General features: G+C 41.7%; 10 protein-coding genes. All 10 read right to left on the reverse strand.

The annotated features are described in order from the left end of the window. Positions 1-92: 92 nt before the first annotated feature. Positions 93-869, reverse strand: coding sequence for a tyrosine-protein phosphatase (locus tag F9B85_RS03920; RefSeq protein WP_151618742.1), 777 nt, complete (start codon positions 867-869; stop codon positions 93-95). Between the two features lie 39 nt (positions 870-908). Further along, positions 909-1625, reverse strand: a complete 717-nt coding sequence (locus F9B85_RS03925) for a CpsD/CapB family tyrosine-protein kinase (RefSeq protein ID WP_151618743.1) — start codon at positions 1623-1625, stop codon at positions 909-911. A gap of 1 nt (position 1626) precedes the next feature. Further along, the gene (locus tag F9B85_RS03930) at positions 1627-3168 is read right to left on the reverse strand and encodes a GumC family protein (RefSeq protein ID WP_151618745.1); all 1542 of its coding nucleotides are present in this window, start codon (positions 3166-3168) and stop codon (positions 1627-1629) included. Positions 3169-3227: 59 nt separating this feature from the next. After that, a complete protein-coding gene (locus F9B85_RS03935) occupies positions 3228-3938 on the reverse strand; it encodes a hypothetical protein (RefSeq protein ID WP_151618747.1) in 711 nt (236 codons plus the stop codon). 203 nt (positions 3939-4141) lie between these two features. Beyond that, positions 4142-6616 (reverse strand): S-layer homology domain-containing protein, encoded by a 2475-nt coding sequence (locus F9B85_RS03940; protein ID WP_151618749.1) that lies wholly within the window; start codon positions 6614-6616, stop codon positions 4142-4144. A gap of 358 nt (positions 6617-6974) precedes the next feature. Beyond that, complete coding sequence (locus F9B85_RS03945; protein WP_151618751.1) at positions 6975-9650, reverse strand: O-antigen ligase family protein; 2676 nt, start codon at positions 9648-9650, stop codon at positions 6975-6977. Positions 9651-9954: 304 nt separating this feature from the next. Then, positions 9955-10935, reverse strand: coding sequence for a stalk domain-containing protein (locus F9B85_RS03950; RefSeq protein WP_151618753.1), 981 nt, complete (start codon positions 10933-10935; stop codon positions 9955-9957). 190 nt (positions 10936-11125) lie between these two features. After that, on the reverse strand, positions 11126-13396 hold the full coding sequence (locus F9B85_RS03955) for a copper amine oxidase N-terminal domain-containing protein (RefSeq protein ID WP_151618755.1): 2271 nt from the start codon (positions 13394-13396) through the stop codon (positions 11126-11128). Between the two features lie 261 nt (positions 13397-13657). After that, complete coding sequence (locus tag F9B85_RS03960; protein WP_151618757.1) at positions 13658-14737, reverse strand: TolC family protein; 1080 nt, start codon at positions 14735-14737, stop codon at positions 13658-13660. A 234-nt stretch (positions 14738-14971) separates the two neighbouring features. Then, a complete protein-coding gene (locus F9B85_RS03965) occupies positions 14972-17209 on the reverse strand; it encodes a copper amine oxidase N-terminal domain-containing protein (RefSeq protein ID WP_170270157.1) in 2238 nt (745 codons plus the stop codon). Positions 17210-17320 lie beyond the last annotated feature (111 nt).

Raw genomic sequence — 17320 nt, forward strand, 5'->3', positions numbered from 1 at the left:
TAGTTCATTTGACAATGCTTTCGACTTTTTTCTACACAAATAAAATGTTGCAGTCTTATATATTGTAGCGCTGGTATGTTGTAGTGTGGTTATTATGAAAAAGCCCAGATCTTTTTCCACCAGCTTTTTTCTTTTTTGATGAGATAGGGTGGTTCTTCACCTTTGATTATAGCATGGTTATTAGCAATTAGCTTTTGCGGCTCTAGTCCCCAGGTTTGGAGCTTTGTTAAGGCTTGGGAGATTTGAATGGGACGATTTTGGGGGCTATGGGCGTCGGAGCCGATGAAGCTGATTAAGCCTTCTTCGAGAAGTTTTTCTGCTTGTGCTTCTACTTTGGAGCCGTATTGACCTAAAATACTGCCGGCGTTAATTTGCATTAGTAGACCGCTTGCGGCTAGTTGGTGCAGTTCTTTGGTGCTTTTTCTAAATTCTCTGTAGCGCTCTGGGTGAGCTAAGATAGGTCGCAGTCCGAGGAGTGTTAGTTCGTAGAGGCTTTCTTCCACCCAGAGTGGGTACTGGTGCATGGGCAGTTCTATAAGCAAATAGGAGCTTTGGGCTAAGGTTAGTATTTTGCCTTCTTGGTAATGTAAAGCTGTATCTGGGGAGAGGTAAACTTCTTGTCCTGTCTGTATGGTTAGCTCTATTTGTTGGGCTTTGAGCTTTGCTGTTAGTTGCTGGCAAGCTTGAGTGATCTCTTCCGGATTTGTCTCTACTGTGCCTTCTATGTAATGGGGTGTGGCTATGATGGTGCTGATTCCTTGTTGATAAGCTTGCTGAGCCAGGGCAAGGGCTTGGTCTATGTTTTTCGCTCCATCGTCAAGGTCGGGGAGTATGTGACAGTGGATGTCGATCAGTTGATCGCTTTTCATGGGGTGCACCACTCCTTCGCTTTACCCAAAAAAGCTTTTTTAGCTTTCTTTTTCGCCGTAATAGTAGTAATAGGAGTAGTCCTGACTACTCATCTCTAGGCCGTTTAGGATGGCGCCGATTATTTTGCCGTTGGCTTGTTCGAGTCGCGCTTTTGCTTCTAGGGCTAGATCTGTTTTGACAGCTTTGGATAAAAGGATGAGAACGATGCCATCGACGGCGCCGGCTAAAACGGGGGCATCTGTTACAGCTATTGTTGGTGGTGCGTCGATTAAGATTAAGTCGTAGTTTTCTTTTAATGATGCTAATAGATTTTGCATGGCCCTACTGCCTAACAGTTCTGAGGGGTTGGGTGGGATGGGGCCACTGGGGAGCACTTGTAGGTTATCGTTTGGCGTTAAGGTTAGTACTTCTGTAAGCGGTCTTTTATCTACTAATAGGTTCGTTAAGCCTTTACTGTTACTGATGTGAAAAATTTTGTGTTGCACTGGCTTTCGTAGGTCGCAATCGATTAGTAAGGTTTTTGTTCCCGCTTGGGCAAAGGTGACAGCTACGTTGGCTATGGTTGTTGATTTGCCTTCTCCTGGTCCAGCGCTGGTGAACATAAATATTTTGGCATTATCATCGGCTGTGGCGTAGTGCATGGATGTGCGGATGGTGCGGTAGGCTTCTGCTAGTGGTGATTTGGGATCTTCTTGAGTGATTAAGTGGCGCGTTTCTGGGGAGTTTTGTTTTTTTCTTTTTAGGAATTTGAACATTTTAGCGCTGTGTCCTCCTCATAGCTGTTTTCACCATATTTTTGTCGTATTTGGGTATGGTGCCGAGGACAGGCAGTCCTAGTCTTCTACGTACGTCTTCTTGCGTCTTGATGGTGTTGTCCATCATTTCTAAGACGAAAGCTAAGGCTACGGAGATCATGAGTCCGACGAGGAGGCCTAGTGCCATGTTTAGGCTTTTGTTAGGTTTTACGGGGCCACCTGGGAGGCCAGCGAGGGAGGCGATTTTTACTTGTGTTTCTCCCTGTGAGACAAAGGCGGCTACTCTGGTTTGGGCTTGGGTGTCTGCTAAGAGGTTGTGGATGTTGCTAATTCGATCTACGTCTCGCTTGAGTCGTTCGTATTCTGTTTGCTTGAAGGCTAGCTCTTCTTGTACGGCTTTCCACTGAGCTTCTAAGGCAAAAATAGCGCTGTCTATGGTAACTAGCTCTGCTCTTTTGCCTGCTAAGGAGGCTGACATTTCGGCTAGGCGGTTGTTCAGGCTCTGGTAAGCTGGGTTATGAATTTGTTGTTCTGGTGGGGTCGTGGTAGAAAAATTCTGCCCTGAGTATTGCAGGCTCTGGTAGCTGTCATTTGTGCTGTAGCCGTTGGTTATGGTGCTTTCTGTGCCTAAGTCTGCAAGCAGTAATGCTTCAGCTCCTGCTTCTTGGTTTAGCTGGCTGGGGCGGTAAGTTGTTGCGCTGTTGACGGTCTGGTAAGGTGGGATTGATTGAAGCTGGCGCGATAGCTCTGTTGCTTGGGCTTGCAGTTGTTGAATTTCTACTTGCGATTGTATTTTGGCGTTTCTGTAGTAGCGTAAGCTTTCTAGTAGGTTTTTGCTTTCTTGTTCTAATACGTAAGGGTTGTTCGGTTGGCCGAGAAATTCGTTAAGTCGCTGAGTAGCGATTTGCAGGTTTTCTTCTTCTTTTCTGCTTTGTTGCTCTAGTAGCTCGCCCGATTGGATTAGTTTTTCTACGTTACTGCGGGCCATGTAGTCTACAAATTCTTGGCTAAAAGCGTTGGCTATATCGCGGGCTAGTAAGGGGTCGGTGTGGGTTACGCGAAGTTCTAGCAAGTTAGTGTCACGAATGACAGAAGCTGAGATCATAGAGAGGATGCTTCGCGGGCTGTATTCTTTATGTAAATCTAGTTGCTCGATCACTGATTGAGCTACTTCTTCGTTGCGAATCTGATTGGCGTATGATTGTAAGGTCAGCTCAGGCAGGCGCACGGCCGCTGTAACTACGTCTTCGATAGAACCTTGTCGCTGAGCTAGTTGGTTAGTGTTGGTAGCTTGTAAGATGAGTAAGGTGGCACGGCTTTCATAAACAGGGGTGATGACAAAGTAGCTCATCACGGCGGCTGTTAGGAAAGATAGAAAAGTTAGCATGGCTATGAGCCATTTCCATTTATTAAGGACACCAAAGAGTTGACGTAAGTCAATCTCGTCTTCAGCCGGTGCAGAGGAAGTGTGGTACATAGCTTGTCCTGCTGGTTGCTGGTATGGTTTTTCTCTGTATTGTCCGTTCTTCGGTCTGTTGTCCATAAGAATTACTACTTCCCCCTATTTAGCTTTTTCGGCATGGTGAATATTTTCGCGGTTTTTTATTGATTATCTAGAGCTAGTTGGATAATTTCCCGTTGTTTGATTTGTACTTGTCTGTTGTAATAGGTGCGAACTGCTTGGGTTAGTTCTGTGGAAATTCCATGGCGAGCGAAGTCTCGTTCCATTTCTCGTAGGAGCTTGTTAAGGCGTTGATCGGCTTCTTTTTGGAGGGCTTTGCCTTCACTGTAGTATTTGGTGGCGATGCGAGCCATTTGGACTGAGGAGTTTTTGGCTTTTGCTTCTGTGTATTCTTTTTGGCCTGCTCTTAGCAAGTTGTTCAAACGGTTTTCGTATTCTGCTTGGAGGTTTTGTAGTCTTCTGTTGTATTCAATTTTTACTTTTGTTGCTTCGTCTACTTCTTCTAGTTGCTCTGGCTTATTGTCTGTTGATAGCAGTGCTGTTGGGTCAAGAGGGTTAAGGTTGATGTTGTATAAGTTGAGGTCATTAGTGCCTTCTTGTCCTTGACGCTTTGCTTGTAAGTTAGCTAGTTCGGGGTCAGCATCTAAATCGATGCCTAGGAGAAAGGCTATTTCTTCTACTGTTATCTCACGCTGTCCGATAAATTTCTCTACAATCAAAAGAGCTGGATCGCCTCGTAAGAGTTCTTGGCGATCTTTGTCTGATAAGCTTATGAGGGTTACGGCTGTGGCAGTCAGGGCAACGACAAAAAGGGCGGCTATTGTTGTAATAAGGATGGTTTTGCGGTTCATTTTGACGCCTGTTCCTTCCTTAGAAGTATTGTTAGGTCCAGCTTAAATATATTTATTTGAATTACATAGTAACATTTGATTGTTAAAAAATTTGTCGAATACTGTCATCGTAGAGTTGCTATTTTTACACGCTTTTTGTTTATGTAAGGTTATATGCTAAAGCCCGATCTGGGAAAAGAGATCGGGCTTTAGCTTTGGTTTTTTTACTTTAGGGTGAAGGTGAAGGATTGACTGCCGATAAATAGTTTGAGGTTTACTTCTTTATTACCTAGCTTTTCTTCCAAGTCATCATAAGATAGGTCAGATAAAGCTTTAGTTTGTGCTATGCCTATAGCAGTTTTTACGGCGCTTCTAACAGCGTCTATTGATTCGTCTTTTAATTTACCATCATTGTACTTAAGTTCAATTACATCTTGATTGTCAATTTGTATTTTATCAACTGTTAGAAACTCTACTGCTTCGATTAGTGTATTTACATCTAGAACATCAGAAACTAAATCTTCGCCGCCACTGTAATCGATAGCTACTGCTTGTCCCGTTAATGTTAAGAAGCCAAGGCCATCGGCAATATTTTTTGCCTTGAGTTCCACACCGTTAGGGGTGGCGTAGACTATTGAATAAGAACCGTAAATCACTCTATTGTCGTCACACGTTTTACTACCATATACTTTGAAGGTGTATGTTTTGCCATTTTGTAGTTCACTAACTATGGCAAATAAATCAAAAGTATCTACAGTTTTTAGTTTACCAGTACCCCAGTTTTCGGTTTTTTTACCTTCATATACATCAACTAAGTATCCGTTTGCTTCTGTGCTTTCCCATTCTAACGTTACTTTTCTATCCCCTGGTGTAGCCTTTAGGTTTTTGATGGCCATATTATTTAAAGTTTCGATTTCATCATTATCATAAGTTTTAGTACCAATTTTAACACTATCTACGTTATTACCTAAAGTAATCTTCTTTGGAGGATAGTCTAGTACTACTTTAGGATCATTAATTTCTGCTTCTTCAATATAATCAGCGCCAGTAACTGTCACTTCAGCATTAATAATAGCTTTTTTGACTGATACACCTGGGGCAATAATTATTCTAGTCGGTGCATTAACTTTTAGTTTATTATTGTTAGCTCTTTCATTCCAAGTATTTGGCTTAATGGCATCTATTGTAATATCACCGCTAACAGTTACATTGTTATTTACTGTAGCCTTAGGTGTATTAACTGTTAAATTACCATCAATACTTTGGTCACTATCACCATTTAGTGTCACGCTTGTTAATGAAGATCCTCTGATGGTTAAGTTACCCTCTAAAGTATAGCTTGCAAAATTGATTGTTTTATTTGTGCCTTTAGCTTCTACATTAAGATCACCATTAATGTTACCAGTAAAGTTAATTGTTCTTATATTACTGTTTTCTAAAGCTCTCTTTAATCCATCAGTAGAATTTACATTTGTAGATGTTGCCGGCGAAGTTGAACTGCCGCCGCCTCCTCCTCCACCGCCGCCACTTCTAATAGCGCCAGTTGAGAAAGAAGCTCGAATTTCATCTAAGGATGTGCTTTGCTGACCTACAGCAACATCTTCTTTAATAATCCGGAAGCCTTCTGAGGCTTTATCGGGATTGACTGCTCTTATTGTGTACTTGCGGTCTGGTAAAACGAAAAGGCTGTATTCACCTTGACTGTTTGTTTTTGTTAAGAAAGTGGGGTTTGTGGTAAAAGCAACATCTGTGTTATCTAAGCTTTTCCCTGCGCTGTCAGTAAGTTTTCCTTTTACTTCTACGGCAGATTGAAGCTCAATAACGATATCTTCGTCATTAACGTTAACATTTTTCAGGTAACCAAGTTTACCATCTTTTTCAACAGTTAAGTCGTAGTTGCCTGCTTTTACTTCAAAGGAAAAGCTACCAAAACTGTCTGTTTTACTTTCTGCAATTACTTCTACGCTTTCAGTAGCAAAAAGTCTAACTTTAGCATCGCTTTGAGCTTCGTAATTGTAAAGAACTTTACCTGCTAAAGATAACTTGATCTCTTCTGTTACATCATAGGAAGTGCTCGGTGCTACTTTGTCATAGCCTAAGGCTTTGTCTATTAGGACTGCTGTTTCGGCACGACTGATGGGGTTGAGAGGCTTGAATTGTCCATCGGGATAGCCTTGCATTAGACCAGATGCGTTTACAGCTGAGATACTGCTTACAGCCCAGTTTCCAATTTGCCCTTGATCTGTGTAAGCAGGTAGGGAGGCGTTTTGGTTAAGGCCAAGCAGGTTAGTCATTAATACGGCCGCTTCTTGACGGCTGATAGGTGCATTTGGCTTGAATGTTCCATCTGGATAACCAGATATGTAGCCTGCTTCTTTAGCTGAAGCAACTTGGCGATAGAACCAGTCTGATGAACTTACGTCTGTAAAAGTAGCTTCTGCTGATGCATCATAGGTGTTAAAAGAATTATTCACAATGGTAGCAAACTCTGCTCTTGTGATTTGCTTGTCTGGCTGGAAAGTTCCATCAGGATAGCCTGAGACAAAGCCCTTTTGAATCATCTTATCAATCCAGTTTTGTGCCCAATGGCCTCGCGCGTCTTCTGGCGTTTGTGCCATAGCCGCTAGGGGGAGTAATGTCAGAATCATGGCCATGGCAGTGAAAATAGCCATCAATTTTACTTTTTTTCGATTAAACAATTGATAATGACCCTCCTTTTTTTAATACATTCTTAAGTCTTAGATATGATAATAGGATTAGTTTTTAGCGGTTTCTCACCTCCTTTTCTATTCAAACTAGTCCTTTTTACATCTGCAGTCGCTGTATGCTATTATGTTTCATTTGCATGTATAGAGCTGTAAAATCATACTTTTCTCAGCTTACTTTAGCATATACAGATTAAATTTTTTGTCGAATGCTGTCATATGAACATTTGGATTTTTATTTTATTTAAAAATAAGGAAAAAAGCCTTTCACTTGACAATAATCTATTGTCAAATGAAGGCTTTTTTCAACATTCATTTATTATTAATTCTATTTATTTAACATTAGTTGATCCTAATATCCCAGTTCTTTCAATAAATTGTAAGCTCTTTTGGCTTCATCCGACTTCTTGCTGGCATTATTCATCATGGATCTACCTTTTGAGTTACCTAGTTGTTGGTTAGTTGCTCCTAGCCAAACTTGCGCTAATGCTTTTTGGTTTTCATCTTTGATTTTAGCGGCATTTTCGAGGTGTTTTTTTGCTTCTTCTAGGTCACCAAGCAAGAAGGAGGCTTGACCTGCTCTGTAAGAAATTGAGTGAGTAATTCTTAAGTCGTAGTTTTTGCGGCGAAGATCTCGGATATCTTCAGGGATGGTTTCTACTTTGGTGGGAATTTCTGCAGTGATAGCTAAAATTCTGTTAAGAGAGTCTTGATAGATTGCCTGTTCATTCTGAGAATTTGGGGAGCTTTTTTGCTTCGCTTGTGCTATTTTGATTGCTAAATCTACATATAGGGCTGTTGCATTTTCATAGGTGCTTATATGCCAGGGGGCAAGTTCTATGGCTCTTTCTATTTCTTGTTGTGCTTCTTCAAAGCGCTTAGCGCCAATGTATGAGCTAGCTAAGCGAATGCGCCGTTCTGCATTGTAGCTATCTCGTTGGACTGCTTTTTCATTAAGGCGAATGCTTTCTTGAAGCAGTGATTGTTGAATTTCTGGGTCTTCGTTAGCTCCTATACTAGATAGCAAAATTGCACTTTGAACGCTGTAGTAATCTGCTTTCCAAGGATCACTCCGACTAGCTTCTTGTATATGGGCTAGAGCTATATTAGCCTGTCCCTCATTAATAGCTTCGTTATATCGAAGGGCACTAGCTTCGCCACCTCTAATGTTCATGGTCAGAATAGTTAAGCTTATGGCTACTAGAGATAGAAGTGCTGTCGTTGTGGCCGTTATTGGTAAGCTTAAGCCACTTCTCTCTGTTGCTTGATTTGCAGTCTGAGCTATAGGGATGCTTTTTGATAAGAAGGCTGTTATTCCAATTCCTAATTGTGCTTCTAGGTGAGCAAAGAGGGCTAGTAATGCCCAGAGAAAAAGCGCAACAGCGCTGAGGGATAGGTTAAAGTCCATGGTAGAGTGTATGGCGATGGTGATAATGGCTGTACCTATGGTCCAAGCAAGAGCTTTTTCTTTTCTGCTTCTCTTATTGATAAATAGTGTTCCCATAGCGATAGTTGTAGCGACAAAGGGAGTTAGGAAGGCAATTAGACCTATTGTTCCTGTTTCTACCCAGACCTGGTAGAAGTGGTTGTGCACTTCTGTAGTGTGATAGCGGAAAGATTGATAGGCAAAATAGCCACTCTGCCAGCCACCGCCTCCCCAGCCAAGCAATGGTTTGTCAAGGGCCATTTCTTTGGCATCGTTAGAAAAGAGGAAACGATACTGTAGATTCCGCTCATCCATGCTGATGTTTTTTATCCTTTTGGTTAGGGGTTCAAAGGCTTCAAAAAAGCTTGATTTTTCTGTTACTGCTGTACCATCTGTCTCTATGACTTCCTGATTGCTGTTGCTAAAGGGAGAGACTAACAGGATAATTGCTAAGATAGCTACTATGGCTGTGACACTACCTGGGATAAGCCATTTTATTAAGGGATTTTTTTCTGTTACCTTTTCCAGAGAGTTATTGTCTGTACTTCTTTTCTCAAGTTGATACTGTAGAGCCGTCCAAAGAGCTCCCCAGAGTAAAGGAATGACCACCGTAATGGTAAAAGCCGTCCAGTTCGGTTGGGTTTTCAATAGTTCTGGTGTTACAGTTTGAATACTTAGGATTGCTGATACTAAGATAGTTCCTATTGTAAAAAGACTTGCTTTCAGGGGTCTGGCTTGACCGATGCTAAAAAGTATAAGGACAACAGGTAAGACAAGCCAAGCGCCACGGCTCTGACTGCCAATAATCGCCAAGAGCATGATGATTGAAAAGGCTGGAAATAAAATAGTTTCGATAAGACGACGACCTTGCAGGGAAAGATAAAGAGAAAGCATCAGCGTCGCACTCACGTAAATAGCTAATGTGTTAGGATATTGTAAAGTAGAGCTAATTCTCCGGCCAAGAATGCCACCTTGTAATTCTATAATACCTTGAAAGGCCATGATGCCAAGCACAGAGACTACAGTACCAGCAACGGAGAGGGCTATCATGAACCAGTAGATGAAAGATTCTTGAAGCATCGTTGAAGTCGCTACTGGGAAGGAAGGGTTAGATTCTTTCTCCTTTTGTATATGCGCGGTGGATCTTTCTTTCCAGAGACCGGCCGCAAAATAGAGGAGGATAAATACTAATAGGTAGTCAAGATGCCTTAACCATGTGAAAATGGCTTCACGCTGATTGATAGCTCCAAAAAAAGAAAGGCCGTAAAGTGTCGTAAGAACTGTTAAAGCCCAAAAGTAAGGTGATAGAAAAAGTGATCTCAAATGCTGTTGGTAAGGTGTGCTTCCAGTTACATCAGGGATGGTAGCTTTGGATGTGTTTTTTCTATCACTTTTTTTACCACTTTTGTTACTGTCCTGACTTAAATAGGCAAGTATAAGAAGACTTGCTGTAATTAGAGCCGCTGTTGCTGTAAGGTAATGATGAATACCCATCTCTTGTTCAAAAAAAAGTCCGCGATAAAAGGGGGCAAAACCGATGAGTGCCAAAGCACTGATGCCGACGAAGCGACTGGTAAAGTTATAGAGAAATTGATCTTGCAATTTTACATACCCTCTTCTTACTTTGTATTTGCTGTTATTCTTTGTTCCATATTTTTGCTTTCTCTGTTTACATAAGGTTGGTGGTTTTTTGCTATATTTCGATATTCTTTTCTTCTGTAGTTACTAAGCTTTTTCCTGCTACTTAAGAAGGTTTTTCAGAGGGAATCTTGGGATCTTGTGGTAGGAGGTTTAACCTATTATAGTAGCATTAGATTAGAATATTAGTTTAGTTATTACAATAAACAGTAAAAACCATCTCTGGCAAAGAAATTGCTGGAGATGGTTTTTACATTAATAAAATTCTTTACTCTAATACATGTACAGTCCGAGTCAGTGCATCCCAGTCTACTTTTACTCCTAGTGCATCGGCAACTAGTCGTAGTGGTACGAAGGTTGTATCTCCTACTATTTCTGGTACTGCTGTTTGTGCACTTTCTAGAGCCAGAGGTTGACCGTTTTTCACAACATCACTTTTTCCGATCCACATGTTAACCGTGTCTCTTCCTCTAACGATGTCGATTTTTTGCTCTTGGCTGTTCCAGTTAACTCGAGCACCTAGGCTTGTGCTGATAATACGTAAAGGCACTAAGGTTCTTTCATCTTTAACAAATGGAGCTCTTTCTGGATTAACAACTGCGTAGTTAACCATCAAGCGGATCTGATCTGTTGCTTGCTGACTAAGTTGTGGACTTGCTTCTTTCGACCAAAGCAGGGCATAGCGACCAGCACCGCGATTAGTTTCTGCTTCTACAGAGCCGTTTTGGCCGTTCCAGAAGACGGTTGAGGGAATTATGGTCCAGTTTTTCTCTGATTCGTCCCAATAGCCTATGCGAAAGCGAGTTATTGGAAGATTGGTGTTAAGGTCGCTGGCACGGCGAAAGTCTATTTCGTCGATGTCAAATTTAAGTCTCATGGATTTAGAAAGGGCATTGACGGTTTGGCCACTTCTATTGGTCATTCTGACTTCTACTGCTCTAGTTACGTGATAAGCATCAACTGCTGTTAGTCGACTGCTTTCAACTCGTTCAAGTTGCAAACGAATGGATTGATCATATGTATTGTTGGGAAATTGCAAGGTTACTTTGTTCTGTACACCCTGCTCTAGTTGGCATTTGGCATAGATGTTGCCGAGATCGCATGTAGTTGCACCATATGATACTGCGGGGAAAGTTACACCACCGATAAGCAAAGAAGTTGCAAGGACTGCGGTGAGAAGAACTTGCTTTTGCTTTTTACTTGTATCACTAATAGATGAGCTTGTGTCATTATTATTTGGGACAGACACCTTCAAATTCCTCCTTACAAATATGGATACGATTTATCAATATGACATTTACTACATTAATAAGGAAATTTCCTGCTGTTTTACCTTTTATGCATAAGATTTTTTATCGCAGGTTCATTAAAATACATTAAAAAAATGAAAGAGCCCGAAGCATAGGCCTCGGGCTCTTTAGAAAATCACTTACTATAAATTAGTCAGCAATCTCCATGTTGATTGTTACAGTTTGAGTAGCAGCATCCCAACCAGGTACTGCACCAAAACGCTCAGCGATAAAGCGTAAAGGAAGCATTACACGGCCTGGATCTACAACTTCAGGAGCAACATCCATAGTGATAGCAGCGCCATTTACAGTCATAACGTTGGAACCGATTGTTACTTGAACAACTGTAGCACCTTGGATGAGAGTTACAGTGCTGTTAGCGCCATCCCAGACGATGTTCTGGTTAGCAATTCCAAGAGCTTCAGCAACGTAACGAACAGGTAAGAAGGTACGTCCGTCTTTGATGTAAGGAGCTACGTCCATAGTCTTCTCTACACCGTTTACGAAGTAAGTAGTTTCGTTAACTTTGAACTCAGCGGAGCGCTTCATTTCACCAGGAGCAGGAGTAACAACTTTAGCAGCTGCAACTTTTGCTACTGTGGAAGATGGGAAGGATACTTCGCTGGTAGCAGAATTATTGCTCTTAATAGCAATTTCTAGATCTCCTTCAGGAACAGTACGGTCAATATTTAGTTTAACGTTAGAAACTTTAATTTTGGAAGGAGTCGTGCTTGTTGCTTTGACATTAATAGCTACAAAATGCTCACGACCATGTTGCGCCCAATCAGTTGTTACAGAGTCTTGTTCTAATACGAGATCTCCCTCGATGACTTCAAACTTAGGTGTGCTTGCAAAGCTTACACCATTAGGAGCATAGATTCGAAGTGCTCTGTTACCTGGCTTAGACATTAATGCTTCTGTCATACTTTCAGTGATGATGAGGTCAGATACTTCTTGTGCACCTAAACCGATTTTTACTTCAGGTACGCTATCTGCACTCATGTACACTGGAGGAACAACTTTACCAACTACGATCTTACCAGAAACACCAGCGTTACCGCCTACTTCTAGTACCAAATCACCTCTAAAGTTAGGGGCAATTTCAATTTCACCTTGTTCAAAAACGAATTTTCCAGGGTTGCGTACTGAATTTTCAGTTACATTGAATCTGACAATTCGTCTTTCAACACTGTCAACAATACGAGCATTGTCAAAATATAATCCATTACGGTCTGAGTTTGGAGCGTCTTCTTGTGGGAATGCATATCTTGTCTCAGTCACATTACCGTCTTCATCTACTGTTTCTGTACGACTCCAGCGTGTGTTTTCAGGCAATGCAAAAGTGATGCTTCTACCAACAACTAAAGTATCGGGTAAGAGTTCCTCGATTACGAACTTACCGATTTCTTCATCCGCTCTACCAGCAAGTAATGTAGGTGTGTCACCGAATGCTGTTACTTTAGCTTCGAAGTCACCATAACGACCAACAACTAATGTAGATGGAGTTGTAGAGCTTTTGCCAGAGATAGTAACTGCTACGTCACCTTTTCTTGCAATAGACTCATCAACAGCAATTCCAAGGTTAGAAAGGGTTAGGTACGCGGCTTCCGTCGTTCTTCCAAGTCGAAGTTCTAACGTACGTTCATTGTCGCTTAAGCCAAAAACTTCATCCTCAATAAAGTTATCGCTTCCCCAGTTTGTCACTAAGGTTGTTGCTTCTGGAGCTTCTTCGTCATCTAGTTCTCCATGGATAACCCAAGTAAAGCCTTGAGGTAGCTTAAATTTAACGGAATCAGATGCCGCTTTAAATGCACCAGGACGGTCTTCTTTTAAGCGGATTGGTTCAATTGCATCGATTCCAGATGAACTGAAGTTCAGTACATCATCGATTGTAATATTAACAGTACCTTCACCCACTGTTGCAATGGTTACAGCAGCGTTGCTAAATACTGAGTTTCCTGGAGCTTCAAAAGTTACTTTGAAATCTCCAGAATGTCCAGATGGAACAATAGCACCATCAATGTCTACAATAAGACGTACTTTGTCAGCGTTTGTCGCTGGGTCATTATCTGTGGACAAAGTGTATTGTTGAACTACAGCTGTAGTGCTATCTTCTGTACCGAATGTGTATTCGTTACCAGAACCTTCATCGTATACAACATCAGTAACATCTACTCCGCCACCATCTGCAAAGCGAGTGTTGGCTGGAAATCTAATTAGCAATGTGTTATCTTGTGCTTTTATGGAGTTCTCAGAAATTTCAATAACTACACGAGCATTAAATTCACCATTTGGCGCTGTTTCACCTGTTACTGTTGCAGTGTACTTTACACTTGCAAATGCGGCCATCGGCAGAATCATGCTGAGTACAAACATCAGCGTGACCATCAGTGCGATGGACTTTTTGTTCTTTCTGAACAAAATAATTCCCTCCTAATAATTTTTGATTAAGTACTATTTCCTAAAGTGAGACTACCAAGAGTGGCAGCATCCCTCCTTTAGCTGATTTGGCAATGCTTCATATTGCATTCGTTACTTTAGACATTACAAGTTCGCAAAAAGTTCCACCTGTACAAAAACTTTTTAAAATAATTTTAACTTTTTTATACGGAACGCATATATGTGCCATTGGATAAATAGAAAAAGCCTTACCCTTTTATTAAGGATAAGGCTTTTATATGCTTATGCACCTACTCTTGATGCCCAAGGCTTTTGAAACTGTTTTTTTAAGGTTTCGTGATTGCAAAGTAAGTCAAACAAGTTTTTCTCTGCTCTTAAGGCTACTGCTTCCGCTGAAACGAAGTCCGTTCTGGTAATCATGCCTACTTCATACATCACTTGAGCTACACGTAATTCTTCTTCGGCTCTGCGTAATGCTTCGGTAAGTCCTGTGTATTGCTCTTCTAAGGCCTTAATGTTGTAGAAAAGGTTACGAACTGCTTTATCAGTACCTTCACGCACTTGGCCGATAGCTAAATTAGCTTTGTTAATATCGATCTGCCCTGTGTTAAAAGGCCTAGCGGCATTTCGTGTTGCTTTTAAGATGTCATGTTGATACTGGGCTTGAATAAGAGCTGGGCTAGTAGCTAGTGCTTTAGCAACTTCATGGTCTACGTTGTCTGATCTTATTGGTTCAAACTGAGGTTTGTACGTTAAGTTAGGACGATTATGTTGGTTAATACCTAGATGAGTATTGAACTTCTCATAGGCATTTGTAAGGTTTTGCCTGGCTGATTCTAGACCTGCCCTAGCTTCTGCGACTGTAGCTTCTGCACTTACTAGATTGCTTTTGCTTACAGTTCCTACTTGATAACCTGCCCTAGTTGCTCGCATACGCCAATCTGCCGCTTCAAAACTCTTCTGAGCTGTTTTTACGGCTTTTTCTGCTTGTAATACTGACATATATAAGTTTACTGTTTCTACTTCTATGGCATCTTCTACAGATTGAAGCTCTTTTTTACTCATCTGCCAGCGCATATCGGCTGTTAACAAATTAGTGAAAGATGCGGCAATGAAGGGATCATTGGGCATTTGCGGTTCAAAAGACATGTTGTCTTTGGCATCGTCACGAATTACCCAGGCTCTGTCAATATCGTACTTCGCTTGCTGATAGGATTTGCTGTTGCGAAGAGCCATAGCTTTTGCTTCATCTAGACTTAATCCTTGCTCTATATGGTCACTTGCTAAAAGTGGTGTTGCGGAAACCGCCAACAATGCTCCTGTTAGTATAATAGAAGCGGCTTTGCGTAGTATATGCTTCACGGCGGAGTCCTCCTTTGTTATGTATTTGCTTTTAGTGTACCTAATGCTAATGATGTCGTCAATGGCAAAGACTATGTACAGCTTCTCAAGTAGCTATTCTTATGGGAATCTGACTTTTATCTTGTCTTTCTACATAAATGAAAGATGAGAAAAAAGCCGAGGGATTGCTCCCCCGGCATAGACTTGGTATCTAATTGAAGCTATTTCGGTTCTGTGAGAGTGTTGCTTTGAAATTTAGTTCAGGTTAGCAGTTTGAGTTGCGGCATCCCAAGTTGCTACAGCACCGAAGCGCTCAGCAATGTGACGAAGTGGCAACATAACGCGACCTGGTTCTGCGATTTCAGGAGCAACATCCATAGTGATAGTAGCGCCGTTGACAGTTAGTACGTTAGAACCAACAGTAACTTGAACTACTGTAGAACCTTGAATTAGGGTAGCTGTTTGGTTAGCGCCATCCCAGATGATGTTGGATTCTGCAATACCTAGAGCGTCAGCAACGTAACGAACAGGCATGTAAGTGCGGTCGTTCTTGATGTATGGAGCGGCGTCCATAGTCTTGGCAACACCGTTTACATAGTAAGTGGTGTCGTTAACTGTGAAGGAAGCAGTGCGCTTCACGTCGCCAGGAGCTGGTGTGCTTACTTTAGCAATTACAGCTCTTGCTGCTGTGGAGCTTGTGAAGACGCCAGCAGGAATCTCAGTGAGAGCGTTGCCTCTGATGGAAACTTCAACGTTACCTTCTGGAACTGTGCGGTCTACAGTGAGGTTAATTCCGCTTACTTTAATTGTAGAAGGAACAGTACTAGTTGCACGAGTGTTAACGATAGCAACTCTTCTGTTGTTAATAGTTGTAGTTGTTGCACTACCAGGCTCTAGTACAAGGTCACCTTCTACAACTTCAAACTTTGGAGTGGAAGTGAAGTCAACACCTAAAGGAAGTTCGATAGCGATTTGGTTATGACCAGCGCGGGACATGATAGATTCTTGAGCAGACTCTGTAATCACGATATCAGAAGCTGGTTGGTTAGCAAGACCAATTTTAACTTCGTTAACATTGGCTACTTCTGCAGTTATAGGTGCCGCTACTTTACCAAGTAGAAGCTTACCAGATACACCTGCTGTACCAGCAACTTCAACGATTAGGTCACCTCTGAAGTTAGGAGCAATTAAGATTTCACCTTTTTCGAAGACAACTTTAGCTGCATCTTCAGATGGAGTATTGATAGTTGCACGAATGGTGCGACGCTCGGTGTCTACAGGAGCCCAGATACCGTCGCCAAAGGATGGAGTTACAAATAGACCATCAGTGTTGTTGGACTCACTGCTATCAATTACAGGTGCTTGTGTCAAGGCATTGTTAGCACCTTCTGCTCTGTTATGAGCCCACTTGGTGTTTTCAGGAAGAGTTAATGTGATGGTACGACCTCTAGGCATGCTACCGGCAAGAGTTTCTTCGATAACAATTTTACCGATTTCTTCGCCACTACGGCCAGCTGTTAAAGTTGGAACTTCTCCAAAGCTATCAACATTCACGCCATAGTCACCATAGAAGCCAACAACTAGAGATGATGGTGTAACAGAGCTTTTACCACTTAAAGTAACAGCAACGTCACCTTTTTTGGCTAAAGACTCATCTACTTCAACTTCTAGATTAGAGAGAACAATGTAAGAAGCTTGAGTGGATTGACCTCTGTTGTTTCCAGTGCTGTATACATAAGGATCTGCTTCTGTTCCAGCACCAGTTCTTTCAGCTACTTTAACTTCTAGAGTACGTCCCGCATCAGAAACTCTACCGTAGTAAGCTTCTACGTTACCCCATTCTGGAGCGATTACTGTGTTTTCAGCAGGTGCTACCCAGGTAAAACCTTGGGGAAGCTTCAGCTTGATGCTATCGTTACCAGATTTGAATGCACCAGGGCGGTCTTCTTTGATGCGGATTGGTTCAATTACAGTACCAGAAGAACCAAAGTTATTTACATCGTCAATTGTTGCAGTTACTGTTCCTGCTCCAACAGTAGCGATGGTAACAGATGCGTTTTTGAAGATGGAGTTTGCAGGTGCTTCAAAGTTAATCTTGAAGTCTCCTGTGAGACCTGAAGGAACAGTTACTTCATCTAGATCAATGACGAGACGGCCTTTTGCGTTTTCAGATTCAAGTGAAACTACAAATCTGTATTCTGTATCACTGTTTTGGGTAACTGCTGCATTTTTGAAAGAACCAGTTACATTGTAAGCAACTTCAGCTACAGTGCTGTTATTAGGAAGTCTAAGAATAAAGGCATGGTCACCATCGGCTGCTGCAAATTCTGGAACTTCTACAATTACACGAGAATCAAAAGTTCCACCTGGTGCGGCTACACCAACTTGTGGTACTGAGAAAGTGCTTGCAAATGCGCCCATCGGTAAAATCATGCTGAGTACGAACATCAGCGTGACTAATAAAGCGATAGACTTTTTGTTTTTCTTAAACAAGTCTTGTCCCTCCTGAAGTATGTTTCTTTTAATAGTGGTACTTTGGAAGCTTGAAACCTTGGTGCGAGTCTTGCTATAAAACTTTTGATGTACAGACAGCCAGTTTAGTGG

It is taken from the genome of Heliorestis acidaminivorans, assembly GCF_008933955.1.
GTDB lineage: Bacteria > Bacillota > Desulfitobacteriia > Heliobacteriales > Heliobacteriaceae > Heliorestis > Heliorestis acidaminivorans.

Coding starts and splice junctions, on each gene's coding strand:
- F9B85_RS03920 (WP_151618742.1), bottom strand. CDS start 869: ATGAAAAGCGATCAACTGATCGACATCCACTGTCACATACTCCCCGAC.
- F9B85_RS03925 (WP_151618743.1), bottom strand. CDS start 1,625: ATGTTCAAATTCCTAAAAAGAAAAAAACAAAACTCCCCAGAAACGCGC.
- F9B85_RS03930 (WP_151618745.1), bottom strand. CDS start 3,168: ATGGACAACAGACCGAAGAACGGACAATACAGAGAAAAACCATACCAG.
- F9B85_RS03935 (WP_151618747.1), bottom strand. CDS start 3,938: ATGAACCGCAAAACCATCCTTATTACAACAATAGCCGCCCTTTTTGTC.